Here is a 20712-nt window from a genome sequence, read left to right on the forward strand (position 1 = left end):
GAATCGTCCGGGGTCAGCCGAGCTGGCGAGTGAGGACCGCGACGTCGGCGACGGACTCGAGCTGGTCGATGGTGGTAACGAGCTGTTTGATCTCGGTGTCCGCGAAGTGACGGGTGGCGTGGGCGGCACAGTCCTCGAACTTCGTCACCAGCTGTGACCAACCGAGGGGGTTGTGGGCAGCGCCGGGAGTCTCGTCGTGCCTGGCCTCGCCGTAGAGTTCGCGACCGTCCTTGAGGATGAGTCGGACAGCCCCCGCGGGTAGCTCCTTGCCCCAGTTGTACTGGGGGTCGTCGACGAACACGACCTTCGACGCGACTTCGTAGACGAGCGGATCCGCGCGGCGCTCCGGCGAGAAGTCGCCAACTCCCACCGTCCCGTTCAGTAATGCGAGCGAGACCGTGAAGGGGATGCTGAACTTGGCGTCGTTCGAGGTCGGGGGCCGTCGGCGGAACTCCGACGGCTCGCTCAGCTTTTTCGCGAAATCGCCGCCGAAGACCTCGATCTTCTCGATCTCGTCGGTGCGACCGGGTCCGCCCATCAGTCGGAGCGCGGTGTCGATGTAGGCGTGCGTGAGACCGCAGCTAGGCCACATCTTGTAAAGGATGGTCGAGCCTTGGAACTCGCTGCCGAGATCGGCGACCATCGCGTCACGGTCCCACTCACCGAAATAGACCGGCAGAAAAGCGGCGTGACCCTCGAGTGGGGTCGATGTGGCTTTGACACCCTTCTCGGCCAGCAGGGCCGAGAGCACCGCGGCCTTCGCGGCGAACCCGCCGTACATCCCACGTAGATCGCCGCCGGTGCCGTAGGCGGTCTGCATCGTGCTAGCAGCCTGCGTGCAGGCGATGCCGAGCGCGTCGGCCACTTGCTTAGCATCCAGACCGAGCAGCTTGGCGCATGCCGCCGCCGAGGCGAGCGTCCCCACGACCGGGGTCATGAACCAGTCCTGCTTCCACGTGACGTTCTTGCGGAGTCGCGCGAAGAGGTCCTGGCCGACCGCCAGGGCGGTGATGAAGTCCTCGCCCGTCACGTCACCCTTGCGTTCCGCCACGGCGAGCAACGCCGGTAGCACTGTGACGCTCGGATGGTGCCCTTCCGGCAGATGGTCGTCGTAATCGAGGCCATGACCCATGGAGCCGTTGACGAAGGCGGCGGAGACAGCGGGGAGCTTCCCTCCGAAGCCGAACAGTGTGCTTTCCGGCTTGCCGCCCCATTCCCTGGTGAGTTCGACGATGGCCGGCATGACGTCCATGAGACCGCTCGCGCCCAGGATCACACCAAGGGTGTCGAGAGTGCTGTATTTAGCGGAGCGGATCGCCTCCTCCGGGAGGGACCGGTATGTCGCTTTTGTTACGTATCGCCCAAACACATTCGCGAGATCCTCTTGCGCCATCATGCGCTACACCACCATCCATTCGCCCGTCAAAATCTTTACCATTCAGATAATAGTCTGACATTACATTCTGGGTATCACAACCCTCGTATTTCGGGTGAGAACGCATGCGCGTGCCCCTGGTGCACCGAACGAGGTTCCCTGTCACGCCTGTGTAGTGGCATCGCCGACGACTCGGATCGGCGGGCTCGATCTGAGAAACGGGTGGGATGCGAGAGACTGTTTTGTAGGTCCGGTGTGCATCGACGAAGTCGAGTTGTGCCGTACGGGTCGACCTCCCGGCTGCCTGTCAACTCTGCTATTGCGTGAATCGATACGCGGCCAGGCCGAGGCTATGCAGTTCCCCGATCCGGTGTGATCTTGCCCCGCGATGCACTGACTGTTAAATGTTAGACCTTGCACAGCGTGTCAATTGCCATATATAGTGGCTTCCGGGCCGCCGATGGTCTCTACCGCAACCGCGCCCCGTGCGGACACGCTTCATTACGGAAAGCGCGTTAGACCGCCTTAAGCGGAAGCGCGCGATGCCAGGCGAGTCGGATTCCCATATCCCGCCGTCTGCCATCTCTTGCTGAACAGACTTCGTGGCCCGCCGCTTGCAGATAGGGCGGCGGCGGGCCGCGACACCAATCAATCATTGTACGAACGAGTTGCGAAGGACGCCGATGACCACAAACGTCCAGACCGAAGGGCCGCTGACGGGCTTGCGGGTGGTCGACATGACCACGTCCTACGCCGGACCCACAGCAGCGATGTACCTTGCCGACCTCGGGGCCACGGTCATCAAGGTCGAGCGGCCGGGCTATGGCGACGACGCCCGCAGTTGGGGTCCGCCCTTCGTCGACGGAACTTCGGCATGGTTCGCCTCGGCCAACCGCAACAAGAAGTCCGTGGTCCTCGATTTGGGCTCGGTATGCGGGCGGCAGGTCTTGCTGCGGCTGCTCGACACCGCAGATGTTTTCCTGCAGAACACGAACCCGGCCAAGCTCGTTCGCTTGGGAATCGACGGCGACACGCTTCGTCGGCGCAATCCAAGGCTGATCTACTGCGCGATGTCCGGCTTCGGCCTGGACGGCCCGGACAGCGACCTGCCGGGATACGACCTCGTCGCGCAGGCACGTTCCGGGCTGATGTCGGTCACCGGCGAAAAGGGTGGCAGCCCTCAACGCGTCTCGACCGCCCTCTCGGACGTGGTCACCGGCATGTGCGCCGCGATCGCAATCAACGCAGCCGCCGTACGACAGGCCCGCACCGGGGAAGGCGAGATCATCGACGTCTCGCTGCTCGATACCGACCTCGCGCTCATGGCGCCCCGTATCGCGGCGTACCACGCAGGGGAGTCCGAGCCGGCCCCCAGCGGCGGAACCGACTCCGTACTCGCCGTCTACCAACCCTTTGACACCTCGGACCGCAGCATCGTCATCGCGATCGGCAACGATGCGATGTGGCAACGCTTCTGCACCGCCGTCGACCTCCCCGAACTCGCAACAGACCCGTCACTCGCAGACAACGCCGGCCGCCGCGAGCACAGAGCACGGATCACCGACATCATCGCGCAACGTCTCGTCACCCGGACGGCCACGGACTGGCTTCGCATTCTTGGCGAGGTTGACGTTCCCGTCGCGCTGGTCCAGACGCTGTCAGAGGTCGTCAAGGACCCGCAGGTTGTGGCCCGAGGTGCACTGCTTCCAGTACCCGACTCAGCGGGGGAACTTGTCACGGTGCACAGCCCCTTCCGACTCGCTTCAATGCCGCTACGCAACGAACGCTTCCCGGATCTCGGCGCCGACACCCGCGAGGTACTGCTCGAGCTCGGCTACAGCCACGACGAAGTGGCCGGCTTGCTTGTCAGTGGCGCGGTCACCGAGCCGACGAACGTTGTACGCGAGGAAGCTGTCTCATGAGCGTGGTCAAAGTCGAGCGTGCAGGGTCGGTCACGACAGTGACGATCAATAGACCTGAAGCCTTCAATGCCCTCAACACCGACGTGATAGCCGCTCTATTAGACGCCGTCACCTACTCGGCCGCCGATCCCGCAGTGCGTGCGGTCGTGCTCACAGGTAGCGGAGAGAAGGCCTTCAGCGCGGGAGCGGACCTGAAGGAACTCGCGGGGATGGGGCCGGATCGCGCCCGGGAGGTTATGGCCTTGGGTCAGCGCATCTTCCGTGCCATGGAGCAGGCACCGATCCCGATCATCACTGCAGTCAATGGACTTGCCCTTGGTGGCGGTTTCGAACTCATTCTCACCTCAACCCTGCCCGTGCTGTCGACGAAAGCGTCACTCGGACTGCCCGAATCCGGTCTGGGACTGATTCCCGGATACGGCGGCACCCAGCGGTTGCCTCGGGCGGTGGGTGAGCGTGTGGCCGCGCACCTGATGCTCACCGGGAGCCGACTCGACGCGGACCGCGCCTACGCGCTCGGACTGACCCCTCTCCCACCAGTCGAGCCCGATCAGTTGCTGGCCACTGCGACCGCCCTCGCCGAGAAGATCGCAGCACAGGGCCCGTTGGCGGTCCGCGCCATCCTGCACGCCCTCGAGGTCGGTCGTGACGCCCCACTCGATGCCGGGCTCGGCGTCGAGACGGGACTGGCGGCACTGGCTGTCGCAGGCGACGAGTCCACCGAGGGCATCGGCGCGTTCCTCGAGCGCCGGCCCGCGAAATTCGCGAACCCGGAGGCGCACCGATGAGTGTCGAACCACTCGAAATCGATACCGACCCGAAGGCGTATCTGACACTGCACGAGCTGCTTGACGAGCCTGCGGCGGACGCAGCGCTCACCGACCGCGAATTACAGGTGCGCGCACAGACCCGGGACGTCGTGGCCCGCGAGGTCGCACCCCGGGCGGCGCACCTCGACACAACCCACGAATTCGCTCATGAGAGCGTCCAGGCGCTGGCCGCGGCAGGTCTGTGCGGACTGATCTTCCCCGAACACCTCGGTGGCACAGCCGACACCAACGTCGCCTACGCCGTGGCGATGGAGGAAATCACCGCCGGCTGCGCGGCAACGAGCCTGGTCTTCATGACGCAAATGCACGCGGCCTACCCGATCCTGCTCACCGGAACCGACGAGCTGCAGCGCCGCTACATTCCCGGGCTGCTCGACGGGTCACTCTACGGGTCACTCGGAATCACCGAGCCCGACGCGGGATCCGACGTGTCGAGCCTGACGACGACCGCCACACCGACTGATGACGGTTGGTCGCTCACTGGGCAGAAGACGTTCATCACCACCGGAGACCGCGCCGACGTGATCATCTGCTTCGCCACCGTGGATCGATCGCGTGGCCGCGACGGAATCACCGCATTCGTCGTCGAGGGCGGCTGGGCCGGAGTTGGCCACGGCCAGCCGTTCCACAAGATGGGGATGCACGGCTCGAGCACCGCCGAACTCTTCTTCGACCAGGTCGAGATCCCGCGGGACAATCTCCTCGGAACCGAGGGAGGCGGCTGGTCGGTTGTGATGAGTTCGGTGGTCAAGTCCCGGATCAGCGCCGCCGCTCAGGGCGTCGGGCTCGCGCGCGCGGCGTATGCCCGGACGCTGGCCGCGCTGACCCGGCTGCATGGCAGCCGCCTCTCCGACGAGCACACCTTCGCCCTCGCCGACCTGCGCGGCCGGATCCTCCAGGGCAGGCTACTGCTGCAGGCGGTCGCCCGTCAGGCTGACACCGATCCGCACATCACCCCCGGCCAGATCGGTGTGATGAAGCAGTCCTGCACCGACCTGGGCTTTTCGGCCTCGATCGAAGCCGCCCGCATTCTCGGCCCCTACGGCGACCTCGCCGATATCGGTGTCGAGCGGTGCCTGCGCGACGCGAAAGTCACGCAGATTTACGACGGCACCAACGAAATTCAGCGGCTGCTCATCGGCCGCGAGACCACCCGTGCGATGAAGGAACTGGCATGACATCACTGGAAGGCAAAGTCGCGATCGTCACCGGAGCCGGCCGTGGGCTGGGCCGATCGATGGCCCACGCGTTGGTCGAGGCGGGTGCTGCGGTTACCGTGGCCGCCCGCACCAGCGCCGAACTCGACAGCTTCGTCGAGGAGGCGAAGGCCGCCGGTGGCCAGGCGTTGGCATGTCCGACCGACATCACCGACGAGACGTCCGTGGAGCGGATGGTCGAGGCCACCGTCGAGACCTTCGGTCGAGTGGACGTACTGGTCAACAACTCCGGGATCGTCGCGTCCACCCCCCTCGTCGAGCAGTCCGCCGAGGAATGGGATCGGGTCGTCGCCACCAATCTGCGCGGCACCTATCTCGCCACCCGGGCCGTCGGCCGCCATCTGCTTGCACAGAAATCGGGCAAGGTCGTCAACATCGCCTCCAACTTCGCCTTGCAGGGTGTCGCCAACCACGCTGCGTACTCCGCATCCAAGGCCGGGGTCATTGCCTTCACCCGTTCGATGGCGATCGAGTGGGCGCGCTACGGCATCCAGGTCAATGCCATTGCACCCGGGTACTTCGCTACAGCCCTCAACGCCGAGATGCGTGATGACGCCGACGCCTTGGCCAGCGTGGTGCGTGCCATCCCCGCGCGCCGGCTGGGCGAACCCGATGAACTCAAACCCTGGTTGCTGCTGCTTGCCGGCGGTGACTCGAATTTCATGACTGGCGAGGTCATCGTCATCGATGGCGGCCAGAGCGTCCGCTGAAAACCGACCGGAGGACAACCAGTGAGTAACGACAGCAAGACCGTCGCCGTCCTCGGCGCCGGAACCATGGGCTCAGGTATCGCGACCGTGATGGCCCGTGCCGGTCACCAGACGATCCTCTTCGACATCAACGAGGCCAACCTGCAGCGCGGCATCGACACCGTGCGCGGCTTCTTCGACAAGAGCGTCAAGCTCGGCAAGCTCGACGCAGACGCTGGACACGCCGCCAAGAACGGGCTCGTCGGCACCACCGATCTCACCGACCTCGCGTCGTGCGATGTGATCGTGGAGGCGGTCTTCGAGGACCTGCAGCTGAAGAAGGACACCTTCGGCCGCCTCGACGAGATCGTCTCGGAGTCAACGCTGTTCCACACGAACACCTCGACGCTGTCGGTCACCGGGATCGCCTCCGGCTCCCGGCTGCCGGAGCGGGTCGTCGGCACCCATTACTGCAACCCGGCGCCGCTGATGAAGCTCGTCGAGGTCGCCGACGGCCGGCACACCGCCGACTGGGCACACAAGGCGACCATCGAATTCCTCGGCTCGCTCGGCAAGACGAGCGTGGTCACCCAGGACCGTCCCGGATTCATCGTCAACCGTTTCCTCATTCCGTGGGAGAACTCCTGCATCCACGCACTCGAGGCGGGGCGGGGAACCAAGGAGTCGATCGACGCCGCCGTGCTCGGATCCCTCGGCCACCCGATGGGGCCGTTCCGGCTCCTCGACATCGTCGGCATGGACATCCACCAGCAGGTCGCCACCCGCCTCTACGAGCAATTGCGCGACCCGAAGTTCTTCCCGCCGCCGATGGTCGAGCGGATGGTCGCGGCGGGCGATCTGGGCCGCAAGACCGGCCGCGGCTTCTACGACTACGACGACACCCGACTCTTCGGGTCCTGAGGAGTAACCATGAGCGAGTCCACCACCGACTTCTCGACGATCGGTCTGCTCGGGTTCGGCACCATGGGCGCCGGCATCGCCCACGTGCTGGCCTCCTCCGGGCGCACGGTGATCGTCCTCGACACAGACCAGGACCGTCTGGAAGCGGGCAGCGCCGCAGTCACCGCGTTCCTCGACGACAGCATCGCCCGCGGCACCGGCACCGACGAGGACAAGACCGCGGTACTGACCCGGATCATCACCACCACGCACGTCGCCGACCTCGCCGGTGTCGACGCCGTAATCGAGTCGGTCACCGAGAACGCAGAGGTGAAGACGGTCCTGTTGCGTGAAGTCGCCACCGTGGTGGGGGAACAAATTCCCCTCCTGACCAACACCTCTGCACTCTCGGTCACCGACCTTGCTGCCGCACTGCCCAACCCGGCGCGTGTGGCCGGGCTGCACTTCTTCAACCCAGCACCGGTACAGCGCACCATTGAGGTGGTGCGCGCTCTGCAGACCGACGGGGACCTGATCGAGCGGCTCGTCGCCTTCGTCGACACCCTCGCCGAGAAATCCGCAGTCGTAGTCAGGGACCGGCCCGGGTTCTTGATCAATTCCCTATTGTTGCCTTATCTCAACGACGTCATCGCGGAGTACGACGACGGATTGGCCACCGCGGAGGACATCGACGTCGCCCTCGAGCTCGGTCTCGGCTACAAGACCGGGCCCCTGAAGATGCTCGACACGATCGGGCTCGACGACCACCTCCACGCATCCGAAGCGGCATACGCCGCCACACTGGACTCGCGATACGCGCCGCCACCCCTGCTGCGTCAGATGGTCGCCGCCGACCGGCTCGGCGACAAGAACGGCCACGGATTCCGCACCGGACAGCCCACCGAGGAGAAGAACTGACATGGCATACGACGACATCCTGACCAGCACTGACGGCCCAGTCCTCACCATCACCCTCAATCGGCCCGACGCAGGAAACAAATTCCGGTACCAGACCTGCCTGGAGCTCATCGACGCACTGCAGAAGTTCCGACTCGATCCGCAACTGCGTGCCGCGGTACTGACCGGTGCCGGCGAAAAGTTCTTCTGCATCGGCGGCGAACACGATCCGATCACCTCCCTCGACCAGTCCCAGGTGCTGCCGATCATCGACGTCTACCAGGCGATCGACACCATCCCGAAGCCGATCATCGCCGCCGTCAACGGCTTCGCGGTCGGCGGCGGAAACGTGCTGCACACCGTGTGCGACCTCACCATCGCATCGGATAACGCGGTCTTCCGGCAGGTCGGCCCGATGGTGGGCAGCTTCGACGCCGGATACGGCAGCTGGTACCTCGAGGACACCATCGGTCGTAAGCGCGCCAAGGAGATGTGGTACCTGAACAAGAAGTACACCGCCGAGCAGGCCCGCGAGATGGGCCTAGTCAACGAGGTCGTTCCTTCGGAGGAACTCCAGGCTCGCGCCGCCGAGGTGGCCCGCGAGATCACGAGCCGAAGCCCGCTGGCGATCGGCGGGATGAAGGGCGCCTTCTCCGCCCGCCACAACGGGGTCTCAGGCCAGGCACGGATGGCCCACGACCAGCAGCTGACCCTCTACCTCCAGACCAAGGAGGCGCACGAAGTCAGTGCTGCGTTCGGCGAGCGCCGTCAACCCAAGACCGAGAGTTTCTGGTCGTGAGCTGGTCATCGGGGTGGTGGGGTCCCGCCCTCCACAGCGATCAGGGCGATCTACGCGCCATGTTGGACGCCTTCGTCGCCGCGCACAATCCGGTGCTCGACGACGAACCGGATGCGGTGGCCGGGTTGGTCACCGAACTAGCCGAACTCGGGGTCTGGACCCTCGGCACAGTCGAATCCGCGGGTGGGGGAGGTGCGGCACGGGACCTGACCGCACTGGCCCTCGAACGGCTCGGCCGTGCCTGGCCCGCGCTGGGCTGGGCGGCCGCGCAGGCGCACGCCGCCGTCGACGTCCTCGCCGACGACAACCGGTTCGCCGACCTCGTCGCCCAGATCCATACCGGTCAGGCATCCGTCGCGGTCGCCGACAGCGTCTCGTCGCATGTCCGGTTGGCATTCACCGGCAATACGCTCACCGGCTCGATCGACCGAGTCGACGCGGCCGCCGCACAGCCGTACTTGCTGGTGCTCGACGGTGACGACACAGCTCTACTGGTGTCTCCGGCCGCGGTGACGTTCACTCCGCTGCGGCGCACCGGGCTCGGCGGCGCACTCACGCGAACCGCCGATGTCGACGCCGCCGGTGACACACTCCACGAACTGACCGGAATCGACGCCAACGCCGCCAGAAACCGGCTGCGGCTCGGCGCGGCCGCTGTCGCGGCCGGTATCGCTGGTGCCGCTGCTGATGCGGCCGCGGACTACGCAGCCGACCGCCGTCAATTCGGTAACACACTCACCGCAATTCCCACGGTGCGTCAGTCCCTGCTCTACCAGGCCACCCGCTCGATAACCACACTCGGCGCCGCTCTGACCGCCGAGGACCCGGTGCAGACGTTTGCCGTCGCGCAGCAGGCGTGCGACAGCGCGATCCAGGTCGCTGCCGACGCCCTGCAGTCGCACGGCGGCTATGGCTACCTAGCGGAGTACAGCGCCGAGCGTCGACTGCGCGACGCGGTGTCGCTCCGCGCCGCGGTCGACACCCAGGGTGGCGCGGTCGCCACCGCCCGCGCTCTCGTAAGCCTTCCGCCCGCGCCCACTGCCCTCTGGAAGGACGTGTCATGACCTCGACCTACCGGCCACTGGCCGACGTCCTCGACGGGCAGGCCACACCGATCGACGACGAGACCGCCGAGGCCTGGCGAGCCGAGGGCTGGTGGGAGAACCGGTCGATCCGATCGCTGCTGACAGACATCGCCGAGACCGACCCCGACCGACTCGCTCTGATCGGCCGCCGCAGCGAGGGCAATCGGATCACCCGTACCTACCGGGAGTTCGACCAGAACGCGCACCACGCCGCGCGCGTCTTCGCCGCGCTCGGTGTCGGTGTCGGCGATGCGGTCGTGCTGATGCTGCCGAACTGGGTGGAATACCCCGAGATGGTCTTCGGGATCAACGAGATCGGCGCGATCTATGCAGGTATCCCGGTCGCCTACGGTGAGAAGCAAGCTGCGGCGATCCTGCGGCGCAGTAGGGCCAAGGTACTGGTCATCCCGCGCCGCTGGCGCAGCAACGATACCCTCGAACTCTCCCGTACGCTCCGTGCGCAGATTCCCACCCTCGAGCACGTGATCGTCCTCGACGAGGACGATTCAGACCTCCTGGACGGCGAGTCGCTGTGGTCCAGCCATGCCGATGTGCCCACCCGCCAGTTCCCGGACCCGGAACCCAGCCGGGTCTGCTACCTCGGCTTCACCTCCGGCACCACCGGCGAGCCGAAGGGTGCGATGCACAGCCACAACACTCTGATCTACTCAGCCCGGCAACAGGCGACACACGTGGGACCGACCGCCTACGGGGATCCGATGGTCCAACTGGTGGCGTCACCGGTCGGCCACCACACAGGTTTTGTATGGGGCATCCTCTTCACGGTCGTGCTCGGCGGGACGGGGGTGCACGTCGATCGCTGGGACCCGAAATGGGGTGTGCAGGTGATACGACAGGAAGGGGTGACCACGTTCTTCGGAGCACCAGCCTTCCTGCAAGACATGGTTCGCACCGACCTGGCCGGGGACCCGTCCAACCCATTGAAATGCCTTGTCATCGCAGGCTCGTCAGTACCACGGGGTCTGCCGGCGCAGGCACAAGAGGCACTCGGCGCCTACATCTGCCCGGCCTGGGGAATGACCGAGTGCAGCATCATCGTCTCGTGTACGCCGACCGAACCCGATACGATCCAGAGCACAGACGGCTCGGTCTTCGCCGGCTCGGAGGCGCGGGTCGTCGACGAGAACGGCGCGGACGTCGCAGTGGGCGAGGTCGGTGATCTACTCGTCCGTGGTCCGTCGGTGATCTACGGATACTACGATCGGCCCGACGCGACCGCCGATGCCTTCGCACCAGGATTGTGGTTCAAGACCGGCGATCGGGCCAGCCTCGACGAGCACGGCTGGTTGTCCCTGCGGGGACGAACCAAAGACATCATCATCCGCGGCGGCGAAAACATCCCGGTCACGGACGTCGAGTCGATCATTTTCGACCATCCCGACGTGCTGAACGCCGCCGTCGTCGGCCTGCCCGATGATCGGCTCGGTGAGCGGGTGTGCGCAGTCCTCGTCGTCAAAGCCGGCTGCCCGGAGCCGACCGTAGAAACTTTGGGTGATTACCTTCTCTCCCAGGGGCTCTCCAAGCACTACCTACCGGAGCGGGTGGTCGCACTCGCGGAGCTGCCGATGACTCCCAGCGGTAAAATTCAGAAGTTCAAGCTTCGGGAGATGATCGTGTGACCACTCGGCAAGCCCTGACCGGTCAACCGAATCGGTTTGTTGGCCTTCACGCGGGCATTGGACGCACACATGGTGGACGGCCCCTGAACCGATAGTGCCAAGCTGGCTGGACCTTCCCGCCTGCGGTGTTCTGGAACCCGCGGCGGAATCGGAATGCGAACCCTGAAGCGAATTTCAATGGGTACCCGCGCCAGCGGCATCACATCGACTCTACGGTGGAGCCAGCATCATGATCGGCCAGCTCCGCCCACGGCTATCGCCGCGGCGCGATCTAGGCCATCACGAACTCGCGTTGTCACTGCTTGTCCACCCATGACCCGGCCCACCCCGGTCAGAGCACAACGTCATCGAACCTCGCGCCGCCTGCTCGTGTGCGGGATGCCTGAACAACGAAACTGCATCTACGAATTTAAGGAACTCACCATGCGTGCGGCTCTAGTCACGGAGTTCGGACCTCCGTCCGGCCTGGTGATCGCGGATGTCCCCGATCCGGTTCCCGGTCCCGGGGAGGTGGTCATCGAGGTCGGCGCGGTCAGCATCAACTTTCCGGACATCCTCGTTGTTGAAGGCAGCTACCAGAACCTTCCGCCGCGACCGTTCAGCCCCGGCAAGGAGGCCGCGGGTCGGGTCCTTGCGGTCGGAGAGGGTGTCGCCCGCATCGCCGTCGGGCAGCGGGTCCTGACACTTGTCGAGTACGGCGGCTACGCCGAGCAGCTGGTGGTGTCGGAGGAATTGGTAGTGGAGCTGCCGGACAGCATGAGCTATGAGGAAGCCGCGGCCCTCGGGCTCGTAGCCTCCACGGCGCATCTCGGCCTGTTTCGCCGCGGCCAGGTGCAGCCGGGCGAGACGGTCCTGGTCACCGGTGCGGGCGGCGGAGTCGGGTCGGCCGGCGTGCAGTTGGCGAAGGCAAAGGGCGCCCGAGTAATTGCCCTCGCCCACGACGAAGTCAAGGGTGAACTCGCGCGGCGGCAGGGTGCAGACCTCGTGCTCACCTCCACTCCGGAAACATTACGTGACGACCTGCTCGCCGCTACCGATGGCGCGGGCGTCAACGTCGTTCTCGAGACGCTCGGCGGCGAAATTCTCACCCAGATCATCCGCGCGACTGCCTGGGAAGGCCGGATTGTGATCGTCGGGTTCGCCTCCGGCAGTCAGAATTCCATCAAGCCCGGACACATTCTAGTGAAGAACATCAGCCTGATCGGTCTCCAGAGCAGTGACTACCACGACCGCGAACCCACAATGATGCGGTCAACCCTGGCTGAGATTTTCGAGTTGTTCGACCAAGGCCACATCAATGCTGCTATTGACACCACCTTTCCGTTGGACAACGTTGCCGACGCCCTGCAGTACCTCAAAGACGGCAAGGCCAAGGGCAAGGTCGTCGTCTCCACAGGGCTCGCCTGATGACAGTCTTGTTCGTCGCCCCAACCCACTGGCCGCACCCGGAACAGCACATCGCGCAGGGCCACCGAGCACCGGTACGAGACTGCCTCGTCACCACACGCCGGCCGAACGTGAGATCCGAACTCGTCGCAAAGGAGATCTAATGACCGAGGCATATCTCTATGCCGCGGCCCGCACCCCGTTCGGGCGTTTCGGTGGAGAGCTGGCTGATAAGCGTCCGGATGATCTGGCTGCGGCGGCTATTTCGGGCTTGCTAACGAAGGTTCCAACCCTGGATCCGTCGGAAATTGGTGACGTCGTCTGGGGCAATGCCAACGGCGCCGGTGAGGAGAATCGTAACGTCGGACGCATGGCGGTGCTGCTCGCGGGATTGCCGACGAGTGTGCCGGCGACCACGGTGAACCGGTTATGCGGATCGTCTCTGGACGCGGCCATGTTGGGATCGCGAACCGTGGAGTCGGGGGATGCGGATATCGTGCTGGTCGGGGGAGTGGAATCAATGACGCGCGCGCCATGGGTATTGCCGAAGCCGTCGCGGGCCTACCCCGCGGGAGATATCGCTGCGGTGTCGACCACGCTGGGATGGCGATTGGTGAATCCGCAGATGCCCGCCGCGTGGACGGTGTCACTGGGAGAGTGTAACGAAATGCTCGCGGACCGATTTTCGATCTCCCGGCAGAGACAGGACGAGTTCGCGGTCCGTTCACACGTTCTGGCCGATACCGCTTGGAGTGAGGGGTGGTACGACGATCTCGTGATTAGTGTCCCAGGCGTCGATCTCTTCCGAGACGAGGGGATCCGGCCCGGGACGACAATTGACAAGCTGTCCACGCTAAAGCCGTCTTTTCGAAAGGCCGGAACGATCACCGCCGGGAATGCGAGCCCGCTCAACGATGGCGCGTCGGCGTTGCTTCTGGGGTCAGAGGCGGCGTTCGAGCGGATAGGTTCGGCACCGCTGGCCCGGGTCGCCGGGCGGGGTATGTATGCGCTTGACCCGCAAGACTTCGGGTTCGCGCCGGTAGAGGCCGCCAACGTGGCTCTCGCCCGAGCAGCAGTTAGCTGGGACGAGGTGGGGGCCATTGAACTCAACGAGGCTTTCGCGGTGCAATCACTTGCATGCGTCGACGCTTGGAAGGTCAACCCCGACATAGTCAATTCCTGGGGTGGTGCGATCGCTATTGGCCACCCGCTGGGTGCCTCCGGCGCCAGAATCCTCGGCACCCTCGCCCACCGTCTGGTCCGGGACCGGAAAAGGTGGGGAGTGGCGGCCCTTTGTATCGGCGTCGGCCAGGCACTGGCCGTCGTCCTTGAAAACGTTTCGTCCGGATCGGAGAACTGATGACTTTGCCCTTGAACGTCGGTGTGTACGGAGGCGGCCGTATGGGAACGGGTATTGCGCACGCATTCCTGTTGGCCGGAGCCTCCGTGACGGTGATCGAAGCCGACAAAACGGCTGCCACTGCCGCGGCGCAGCGAGTCAGTGCCAGCCTGGCAAAAGCGGCCGAACGTGGCACCCTCGCAGAACCCGTCGACCAGGTCAGGGACCGGCTGACAGTCTCGACCGATCCGGCGGCACTGGCCGGGTCCGGGTTGGTGGTGGAAGCAGTGCCGGAACTCGTCGATCTCAAGACCCGAGTACTGGCACGGATCGAGGAGTTCGCCCCAGAAGCTTTCCTGGCCACCAACACCAGTTCATTGTCGGTGGATCAGCTGGCGACCGGACTGGCTCGACCCGAGCGGTTTCTTGGCCTGCACTTCTTCAACCCCGTGCCTGCTAGCGAGTTGGTAGAGATAGTGGTCGGTGCGAAGACCGCAGCGCAAATGGCCCTCGAAGCACAGGAATGGGTTGCTGCGCTGGGCAAGACCGCCATCACAGTCACCGATTCTCCCGGGTTCGCGTCATCGCGGCTGGGTGTGGCGATTGCCCTCGAGGCGATGCGGATGCTTGAGGAGGGGGTAGCGTCAGCGGAGGACATCGACACCGCGATGACCCTGGGTTACAAGCACCCCATGGGTCCACTGCGCACCACGGACATTGTCGGCCTCGACGTGCGGTTGGCGATCGCTAAACACCTCGCCCGCGAGGTTAGTCCTCGATTCGAGCCACCAGCCATCCTGCGGGAGAAGGTCGACGCAGGTCACCTCGGCCGTAAGACCGGTCAAGGATTTTACGCCTGGTAAAATTCAAGCCAGACTTTATGGGCTATCTCCTTCGTACGTCAACAAGGACGCATGGCCGCGAGTGTCGTCGATCTGGTGAGGAGCACGCCTCAGAGGAGACCGCACAGTGGGTAGCTTGCTGCACAGTTCTGGTAATCGGGAACATCTTCCCTCGGAGATGTGGACACTAGTTTCTATGTGGCGGTGGTCAGCGTAGGCAATCAGTGTTCGACTGGATTGGAGTGATCTGACGGATTCACTTCCTCCAACCCAGAGTGGGACATACTGCTCCGGCCTTCGACGATGACCTCGAAGCGTTACCCGTCGGCGATCGGCCACGGCGGCACCGGTGCGTTTGCGCTCGGTACGAGGCCGTGGTGGCAGGACGGGGGAGCGATCCGTCCCGGTCGTCGCCGTCAACCCGAACCGACGCGGACATCACTGCCGGGGGTGCCCTAGATGTAATTCCTGGGGACGTTGTGAACGCGGACGCGGTCGATGGGCGACTTGCCGCCGATCCGGTATGGGGTCGGTGGTGATTGTAGTGATGCCGCCAGTCCTGAAGGTCGCGGCTCGGGCCTCATCGGAGAGGTAGGTATCCGCGAACGCCCATTCTGCGGCGAGGGTCCGGATTGAACCGTCGACTTTTCCGTTGGGCTGGGGGCGGTACGGTCGGGTCCGCTTGTGCGCGATGTCCGGCCCGAGTGCATCGGCGAAAGTTATTGAGCGGTAGCACGATCCATTATGGTCCAGCACCCGAGTGACGGTGATGTGGTGATCTGCGAAGAAGTCGTGCGACCGCGACCAGAAGCCGGCCGCGGTCTCCTTCTTCTCGTCGCAGAGGATCTGGCGAATACGCCGGCCGGGAATGATCGTCGACAGCATGGTGCAGGTAGGAGTAACCGCCCCCGGAGCGGTTGTGCCGTCCGGGCGGCGCGGCCAAGCCTACGATGTCCGCCGCCGTCCGGGATGCGAACGAGCTTCTTGATGTCGACGTGCACGAGGTCGCCAGGTTCGTCGTGCTCGCATTCGGCCGCGGCCCGGCACAGTTCGTCCGTGGTCCAGTTGCTGATGCCGTGGGAATGCGGACAGTCCGTGTAGGGCGCCAGCAGCGCCGCGGTGCCTGCCTCGATCACGCCATCGGCGAAGAACTTGACCGTTCCCGCCCTGACCGTGTCGCCGTCCCGTTCATCGAACGCAACTACCGGTGTCCATCCGTACCGTTCATTGTCTCTGAATTTCGGTGTGACCCCATCGACGCCGCGGGGATTTACGGATCGTCCCACAGCGAATCAAGTTCGGCGTGGTGTCGCATGCCGGACGCGGTGCGGACGCATGATCGATTCCAGCCGGGCCGAACATCCGCACCGCTTGAGTGGTCCCTCAAGTGCCTCCGCACGGAACACATCGCCTTCACCACCACTAGCGGGTCTACCCACGCATTCCAACCAGCATATTGCTATGGCGTGCCGAGCTGTCGGTGAGGAGAAGGGTCATGCACTTCGGACTCTGCGCCACGATCGCCGTTCACACGTGGCTTAACGGAGCACCCCTCTGCAAACTGAGTACTGGCCTAGATCGGTGACGTCGTCGGACAGATATACCTCGACCTCGACCTCGACCTCGACCTCGACATCGCCGACAACGACTGGTGAAAGAGTGATCCTCGCTTGACCAGGGAGAACTTCGAGCAGAACCTCCGCATCGTCAGCGCGGTCCGAGCTATTGGCGTGAAGACGGTGCGACGACCGCGCAGGCCGCGCTTGCCTGGCTGCTCACCCGCCGCAATGGCATCGTGCCCATCCAGGGCACTCGTCGATCCGTCATAAGGAGAACGCTAACCGACCTCGTTCAGCCTCTGCGTACGTCATTGGGCCGAGCCTCGCCGGCTGAGCGCACACAATCCTGACGGTTGTCCAGTAGCTGTGCTCAGCGTTTAGCTGGCAGCACCGAGTCGACATGTTCCGCGCCCTGGAGGCGCCGCTGATCGGGGAAGTCGAACAGCTGGTCGACTTCGTTACCCTCCGTTCCAGAGATTCTGGCTGGACGTCAGTGCGCTTGCTCTGGCGGTGAACTGCACAGTACAAAACATCTGGCAATAACCGTCTGGCAAATGATTGACATTCAACGCATGGATCAGACACACTTCAGTAGGCCCACGGAGTGGCCAACAACACACTGTGGGAACACGGTAGAGCTTGCGTGACCCGATCCAGGTTGGACGTCCGCTTAACAATCTCAGGAGTAACGATGTCATCTGTTGCCGCCAGGCGTCGGTTGTTAGGAGGGGCCATAGGCACCTTCGTGGAGTGGTACGACTTCCTGATCTATGGGCTCTCCGTGCCCGTGCTCGCGCACCACTTCTTTTCCGACTCGAACCCGACTGCCGCCATTTTGGGCACTTTCGCTATCTATGCGGTCGCCTTCTTCGCCCGACCGCTCGGTGGCGTCGTCTTCGGCAAGCTTGGTGACCGTATGGGACGCATCAACATCCTGGGCATTACGGTTCTTCTCATGGGTGGTGCCACTTTGGCGATGGGCTTGCTGCCCACCTACGAGACGATCGGTCTCGCTGCCCCAGTGTTGCTCCTGCTCTGTCGCCTTGTACAGGGGTTCGCCGTCGGAGGTGAGACCACCGGTGGAATGACGTACGTAGTCGAGTCGGCGCCCCCCGGCCGGCGCGGACGGTGGGTTGGGTATGTGGGTGCGGCTGCGTTTGTTCCCGCGGCCGTCTCGGCAATGCTGATTCTCGGGATAACTGCTGCGGTAGGGCGTGACGCTTACGTGGATTGGGCTTGGCGTATCCCCTTCATCCTCGGTGCCCTCCTGGCGGTGGTCGGTTTCGTGCTTCGCCGTGCATTGGACGACCCGGCCGAGTACACCGAAACGTTGAGTGAGACGCCTGCCGTTAACCCGGATGGTTTGACGGCCAGGAACAATCTGAAAGCGCTCATTACGGTTGTGCTGCTGGTCGCGATCATGGGCGTGGGGGGGTACATGATCGCCAGCTACATGTACTCCTATTTGGTCAAGGTCGTGGGGCTGGACACCACGCCGGCACTGCTGTCGAATGCGCTGGCAATGCTCGTCCTCACCGTCATGACCCCATTGTGGGGCGCGGTCAGCGACCGGATCGGTCGAAAGCCGCTGATGTTCGGCGGCACTGTCACGGTAGTGTTGCTTGCCTATCCCGCCTTTGAGTTGGCTTCGTCGGGCACCGTGGTTGGAGCGTTCGCCGGGCAGCTCCTCTTGGTGCTGGGTATCGCCCCGATTCATGCCGGTTGCTGGGTTACGATGGTTGAACTTTTCCCGACTAAGGTCCGGTTCAGCGGACACGCGCTGTCCTATAATCTTGGGTTTGCCATATTCGGCGGCACGGCCCCATTGGTGGCGGCCGCTCTAGTATCGTCCACCGGATCCCCGCTTGCTCCGGCATTTTATCTAATGGCTATCGCCGTGTTCGCCCTGGTGGTCATTTTCTTCACGCCAGAGACCAAGGACGTGGAACTTCGCGAATCGGCCTTCGAGCGGGACACAATTGACGCACCTGCACCTACACCCGCACCTGCAGAGTACTGAGAAGGAGAAAACACCGTGTGGCACGGTCAGTTTCAAAAACTGTTCATTGATGGTGAATGGGTAGCCCCCAGTGGTAACCAGCAAATCGAGGTGGTTTCCCCATTTACCGAGCAGGTGGTCGAACGCGTCGCCGCTGCCACCCGAACTGACATCGATCGGGCGGCAACTGCCGCCCGGGAAGCATTTGATCGGGGACCCTGGCCTCGTGTTCCGCTCGCCGAACGAGTGGAGGTGCTGACACGCTTCTCGAAGCTGTACGCGCAGCACGAAGATCTGATGGCGGAGTTGGTGACGGCGGAAATGGGATGCCCGATCCAGGTCTCGAGGAAGATTCAGGCTGGAGCCGCGCGACAGAAGATTGAGAGCTTTCTAGAACTCGCCCAGGAGTATCCGTTCGAAGCCATACGGGAATCGAGTTCAGGACGAGCTTTGGTCTCGCGACAACCGGTGGGGGTCGTGGCGGCTATTGTGCCCTGGAATGTTCCCCAAGCCATCACGATGCTGAAGCTGATGCCGGCTCTGCTGGCGGGGTGCACGTTGGTTCTGAAGCCAGCGCCGGAGGCCCCACTCGACGCATACCTCGTCGCCGAACTGCTGACAGAGGCGGGCTTGCCGCGAGGAGTCGTGAATGTGGTGCCCGCCGACCGCGAGGCAAGCGAGGCCCTGGTAACCCATCCGGCGGTCGATAAGGTTTCGTTCACCGGCTCGACAGCCGCCGGGCGGCGAATCGCATCTTTATGTGGAAACGACCTTCGGCGGGTCACTCTGGAGCTGGGTGGCAAGTCCGCGGCAATCATCCTTGATGACGCCGATCTCGATGCGGCGGTGGAATCTTTGAGGTTCGGCTCCCTCCGCAACACCGGGCAGGTATGCAGTGCGAAGTCACGGATCCTCGTGTCCCGGAAGCGTCAGGCGGAACTCGTGGACAGGCTCACAGCGATGATCGCTGCGATGCCTGTAGGCGACCCGATGAGCGAAGCGACGGAACTCGGACCGCTGGTGAGCGCCCGCCAGCGTGAGCGTGTCGAAGAGTACTTTGAAATCGGCCGCTCGGAAGGTGCGAAGATTGTGCTGGGCGGGGGCCGCCCTGGCAACACGGATCGCGGGTGGTTCGTTGATGCCACCGTGTTCACCGAAGTGGAATCATCGATGCGAATCGCGCAGGAGGAGATATTTGGGCCAGTCTTGTCTGTGATCGCATACGACGACGAGGCCCAAGCGATTGATATCTCTAACGACTCTCGATACGGCCTCAACGGTTCGGTCTTCACAACGGATGTGGACCATGGGCTGGCGGTCGCGCGGCGCCTCCGGACCGGTACGGTCGAGCTGAACGGAAGCAGGGCAGGCTCACGTGCGCCGGCCGGCGGTTTCAAGAGCAGTGGAATCGGTCGTGAAGGCGCGATAGAAGGTTTCGACAGTTACGTGGAGGTCCAATCGATCGGCTTGCCTCCGGGCTTCGTGTACGACGCCGCGCACGAACACAAACAGTGAATCGTGGTCGTCCAAAAAACCAGGACGGCACCAATGTGTTTACAGCTTCGTGCCAGCGAGATCCGCGAGCCGAGGATGGCGGGGACGTTGACCCGTGAATATCCAGAACGTTGTTGAACCCATGAGAGGAGATCGAGATGTCTGACTCTGTTAAAACCATCGTTACGCATATTAATGCTGACGGTAGTTCAGGAATGGAGGAGCGTGTCGTCGATCGTGTAACGACAATGGACGATAGCGGCAAGCCGACGCATGCCCTGAATCTGTTGTGGGGAACGAAAGACGGAATCGCAACAGTGGGGCACTCGCAACCGGATACGTGTGTGGATCCCTTCTTTCCGGGTCCGGGAGGGCACCGTTTTGTCATCTATACCGTACTGCCAGAGACAGTCTCTTCAGACTCGGCCGATGAATGCGTAGAACTGCCGGGGCTGTTGGACGCATACGACGAGACCCGGTCCGGGATGCATGCGTCCGACTCGATCGACTACACATTCGTCGTATCGGGCGAAATCGTGCTGGAACTCGACGATGACGAAGTGGTGCTCCGGCCCGGAGATTGTGTGGTTCAACGGGGCACCAGGCACGCATGGCGCAATCGCACGGACGAACCGGCCGTGGTGGCTGCGGTTTTGATCGGAGCCGAACGAGGGGAATAGATGCAAATACGTACGCGCACGCGGAATAGCATCTAGTTCAGGATGATTAATCGGAGTGA

The 20712-nt window shown here is 63.8% G+C and carries 16 protein-coding genes and 1 pseudogene; 15 read left to right on the forward strand and 2 right to left on the reverse strand.

Features of this window, described 5'->3' with window-relative positions:
- Positions 1-13 precede the first annotated feature (13 nt).
- Positions 14-1396: an MmgE/PrpD family protein gene (locus tag JWS13_RS32595; RefSeq protein ID WP_206009462.1), complete on the reverse strand. Its 1383-nt coding sequence runs from the start codon at positions 1394-1396 to the stop codon at positions 14-16.
- Positions 1397-2058: 662 nt separating this feature from the next.
- Here JWS13_RS32595 and JWS13_RS32600 point away from each other — a divergent pair.
- From JWS13_RS32600 to JWS13_RS32655, 12 genes are all read left to right on the forward strand, one after another.
- Positions 2059-3297, forward strand: a complete 1239-nt coding sequence (locus JWS13_RS32600; RefSeq protein ID WP_206011837.1) for a CaiB/BaiF CoA transferase family protein — start codon at positions 2059-2061, stop codon at positions 3295-3297.
- Positions 3294-4085, forward strand: coding sequence for an enoyl-CoA hydratase/isomerase family protein (locus JWS13_RS32605; protein WP_206009464.1), 792 nt, complete (start codon positions 3294-3296; stop codon positions 4083-4085). The genes JWS13_RS32600 and JWS13_RS32605 overlap by 4 nt, the downstream gene beginning before the upstream one ends.
- Positions 4082-5305: an acyl-CoA dehydrogenase family protein gene (locus JWS13_RS32610; RefSeq protein WP_206009467.1), complete on the forward strand. Its 1224-nt coding sequence runs from the start codon at positions 4082-4084 to the stop codon at positions 5303-5305. The genes JWS13_RS32605 and JWS13_RS32610 overlap by 4 nt, the downstream gene beginning before the upstream one ends.
- Positions 5302-6054 (forward strand): SDR family NAD(P)-dependent oxidoreductase, encoded by a 753-nt coding sequence (locus tag JWS13_RS32615; RefSeq protein WP_206009469.1) that lies wholly within the window; start codon positions 5302-5304, stop codon positions 6052-6054. Before JWS13_RS32610 ends, JWS13_RS32615 begins: the two co-directional genes overlap by 4 nt.
- A gap of 21 nt (positions 6055-6075) precedes the next feature.
- A complete protein-coding gene (locus tag JWS13_RS32620) occupies positions 6076-6954 on the forward strand; it encodes a 3-hydroxyacyl-CoA dehydrogenase family protein (protein WP_206009471.1) in 879 nt (292 codons plus the stop codon).
- A 9-nt stretch (positions 6955-6963) separates the two neighbouring features.
- The gene (locus JWS13_RS32625; protein WP_206009473.1) at positions 6964-7851 is read left to right on the forward strand and encodes a 3-hydroxyacyl-CoA dehydrogenase family protein; all 888 of its coding nucleotides are present in this window, start codon (positions 6964-6966) and stop codon (positions 7849-7851) included.
- 1 nt (position 7852) lies between these two features.
- Complete coding sequence (locus JWS13_RS32630) at positions 7853-8629, forward strand: enoyl-CoA hydratase-related protein (RefSeq protein WP_206009475.1); 777 nt, start codon at positions 7853-7855, stop codon at positions 8627-8629.
- A complete protein-coding gene (locus JWS13_RS32635; protein WP_206009483.1) occupies positions 8626-9693 on the forward strand; it encodes an acyl-CoA dehydrogenase family protein in 1068 nt (355 codons plus the stop codon). The genes JWS13_RS32630 and JWS13_RS32635 overlap by 4 nt, the downstream gene beginning before the upstream one ends.
- A complete protein-coding gene (locus JWS13_RS32640) occupies positions 9690-11354 on the forward strand; it encodes an AMP-binding protein (RefSeq protein WP_206009486.1) in 1665 nt (554 codons plus the stop codon). The genes JWS13_RS32635 and JWS13_RS32640 overlap by 4 nt, the downstream gene beginning before the upstream one ends.
- 312 nt (positions 11355-11666) lie before the next feature.
- Positions 11667-12761, forward strand: coding sequence for an NADPH:quinone oxidoreductase family protein (locus tag JWS13_RS32645; RefSeq protein WP_241032434.1), 1095 nt, complete (start codon positions 11667-11669; stop codon positions 12759-12761).
- A gap of 142 nt (positions 12762-12903) precedes the next feature.
- On the forward strand, positions 12904-14100 hold the full coding sequence (locus JWS13_RS32650) for a thiolase family protein (RefSeq protein WP_206009487.1): 1197 nt from the start codon (positions 12904-12906) through the stop codon (positions 14098-14100).
- The gene (locus tag JWS13_RS32655; protein ID WP_206009488.1) at positions 14100-14942 is read left to right on the forward strand and encodes a 3-hydroxyacyl-CoA dehydrogenase family protein; all 843 of its coding nucleotides are present in this window, start codon (positions 14100-14102) and stop codon (positions 14940-14942) included. The genes JWS13_RS32650 and JWS13_RS32655 overlap by 1 nt, the downstream gene beginning before the upstream one ends.
- A 434-nt stretch (positions 14943-15376) precedes the next feature.
- Here the strand turns inward: JWS13_RS32655 and JWS13_RS32660 are convergent.
- A pseudogene (locus JWS13_RS32660) lies at positions 15377-15946 on the reverse strand (integrase core domain-containing protein); the annotation flags it as partial.
- 1225 nt (positions 15947-17171) lie between these two features.
- Here JWS13_RS32660 and JWS13_RS32665 point away from each other — a divergent pair.
- The 3 genes from JWS13_RS32665 to JWS13_RS32675 all read left to right on the forward strand — a co-directional run bounded on the left by JWS13_RS32665 (position 17172) and on the right by JWS13_RS32675 (position 20653).
- Positions 17172-18500, forward strand: coding sequence for an MFS transporter (locus JWS13_RS32665; protein ID WP_206009490.1), 1329 nt, complete (start codon positions 17172-17174; stop codon positions 18498-18500).
- A gap of 15 nt (positions 18501-18515) precedes the next feature.
- Entirely contained in the window at positions 18516-19994 is a 1479-nt protein-coding gene (locus JWS13_RS32670) for an aldehyde dehydrogenase (RefSeq protein WP_206009491.1), read from the forward strand.
- A gap of 137 nt (positions 19995-20131) precedes the next feature.
- Positions 20132-20653, forward strand: coding sequence for a cupin domain-containing protein (locus tag JWS13_RS32675; RefSeq protein ID WP_206009492.1), 522 nt, complete (start codon positions 20132-20134; stop codon positions 20651-20653).
- The last annotated feature ends 59 nt before the right edge of the window (positions 20654-20712 follow it).

The sequence above is a fragment of the Rhodococcus pseudokoreensis genome, from assembly GCF_017068395.1.
Classification (GTDB): domain Bacteria; phylum Actinomycetota; class Actinomycetes; order Mycobacteriales; family Mycobacteriaceae; genus Rhodococcus_F; species Rhodococcus_F pseudokoreensis.